The organism is Neisseria sp. P0001.S005, from assembly GCF_051963715.1.
Genome location: NZ_JBQCTZ010000337.1, coordinates 1 through 2,249 on the forward strand (window position 1 = coordinate 1; position 2,249 = coordinate 2,249).

General features: G+C 53.6%; 3 protein-coding genes. 1 reads left to right on the forward strand and 2 read right to left on the reverse strand.

Going from position 1 to position 2,249, the window contains the following annotated elements:
* The coding region (gene proC / locus ACTHSP_RS19815; protein WP_440346754.1) for a pyrroline-5-carboxylate reductase at positions 1 to 707 on the reverse strand (707 nt) is incomplete at its 3' end.
* A gap of 76 nt (positions 708 to 783) precedes the next feature.
* On the reverse strand, positions 784 to 1,479 hold the full coding sequence (locus ACTHSP_RS19820) for a YggS family pyridoxal phosphate-dependent enzyme (protein ID WP_049350734.1): 696 nt from the start codon (positions 1,477 to 1,479) through the stop codon (positions 784 to 786).
* Between the two features lie 117 nt (positions 1,480 to 1,596).
* On the opposite strand from ACTHSP_RS19820, the gene ACTHSP_RS19825 reads away from it, so the two are divergent.
* Positions 1,597 to 2,249, forward strand: a 653-nt coding sequence (locus ACTHSP_RS19825) for a type IV pilus twitching motility protein PilT (RefSeq protein ID WP_440346755.1), incomplete at its 3' end; no start/stop codon positions are given.

Genomic DNA, 2,249 nt, shown 5'->3' on the forward strand with positions numbered 1-2,249 from the left:
TTGAAGGTTTCGATGGCTTCGTGTGTCGTGCCGCCTTTGGAAGTCACGTTTTGCTGTAATTGTGCGAATGCTTCGCCAGTTTGTTCGGCCAAAGCCACTGCGCCTTTAAACGTGGCGAGGCTCAGTTCGCGTGCGTCTTGCTCGTTGAAACCTTGTGCCAAAGCCGCGTTTTGGAGCGCGCCCAACAGATAGAAAACATAGGCGGGGCCGCTGCCGCTGATGCCAGTAATATTGTGGAGTTGCTCTTCTTCGTTCAGCCAAACGGTTGTGCCGACAGAGAGCATGATGCCGTCGGCGGCTGTACGGTCTGCTTCTGAAACGCCTGCATCGGCAAACATACCGGATACGCCCAAACCGATTTTGGCCGGCGTATTGGGCATGATGCGCACGATACGGCGTGTACCGCCCAGATAATAGCTGAGGGTATCGATGGACAAACCTGCCGCTACGGATAACACCAGCGCGCCATTCAAACGGATGTTTTGACAGGCTGCCTGCATGTCTTGCGGTTTGACGGCGAGAATGAGGACGTCGTCCGCACTCAATTCGGGCAGGTTTTCAGAAGTGGCTACACCCAATTCTTGCACCAGTTGCTCCCGTCTTTCGGCGCCGCGTTCGACAATGTGGACACGATAGCCGTCTTGTTTGACCAAACCGCCTGCAATGGCAGTCGCCATATTGCCGCCACCGAGAAAATAGATATTCATATATATGTCACTCCTTTGTGATATCGATCAGGCCGTCTGAAACTGCTGTCTACCCTGTTCAGACGGCCTATTACTTTTATTGAGGATAATGCCGCTTGCCGAAAATTGCGCTGCCGATGCGGACATGGGTTGCGCCGCATTCTACCGCGATTGGCATATCTCCGGACATACCCATAGACAAAACATCTGCTTCGACTCCTGCCGCATTCAGCTCAGCCAAAAGCCGTTGCATGGTATGAAACTGGCTGCGCAACTCATCATCGCTGCTGTCGGCCTTGGCCACACACATCAATCCGCGCACTTTAATATTCGGCAACTGGGCCACTTCAACAGCAAGCTCGACCGCTTCAGCGGGCGCCACGCCGTGTTTCGCCTCTTCCGCGGCAATGTTCACTTCAATGCACACCTGTAACGGCGGCATTTCAGACGGCCTTTGTTCGCTCAAGCGCCGCGCCGTTTTCAGACGGCCTATCGTATGCACCCAATGTGCGCGTTCGGCCACAAATTTGGTTTTATTGGACTGCACATCGCCGATAACGTGCCAAACAATATCCGGCAAATCAGCCAGCGTTTCCGTTTTTTCAAACCATTCCTGAATATAGTTCTCACCAAAATCGCGCTGACCGGCCGCATACACTTCGCGGATATCGTCTGCCGGAAACGTCTTGCTGACCGCTACCAGCTTCACCGCACCCGCAGGCCGTCCTGCAGCCTCAGCCGCCTGTTCAAGCGCCCGGCATACGTCCTGATAGTTTTGTTGCAATACCGACATGGTTTTCTCCTTTAACCCGTTCATCACTCGGCATTTTGAAAATTTTACTTGGTCGAACGGATTTATCTATTTAAAATAAAGCGATTTTATTATTCTAAACCAAAATAAGGCCACATTATGCAGATTACCGACTTACTCGCGTTCGGCGTGAAAAACAAAGCCTCCGACCTCCATTTGAGTTCGGGCATTTCCCCTATGATACGCGTACACGGCGACATCCGCCGCATCAACCTGCCCGAGATGAGCTCGGAAGAAGTCGGTACCATGATTACCTCGGTCATGAACGACCACCAGCGCAAGCTCTATCAACAGGATTTTGAAGTCGATTTCTCATTTGAGCTGCCTAATGTTGCCCGTTTCCGTGTCAACGCCTTTATGACCGAACGCGGCCCGGCCGCCGTATTCCGTACCATTCCGGGCACCGTCCTGACGCTGGAAGAATTGCGTGCGCCGCGCATTTTCCAAAAAATTGCCGAAAATCCGCGCGGGTTGGTCTTGGTAACCGGCCCGACCGGTTCGGGTAAATCCACCACGCTGGCGGCGATGGTCAACTACATCAACGAAACCCAACCGGCCCACATTCTGACCATTGAAGACCCGATTGAGTTCGTCCACCAAAGCAAAAAGGCGCTCATCAACCAGCGCGAGCTGCATCAGCACACCCACAGCTTTACCAACGCCCTGCGTTCCGCCCTGCGCGAAGACCCAGACGTGATTTTGATCGGTGAGATGCGCGACCCTGAAACCATCTCCCTCGCCCTGACCGCCGC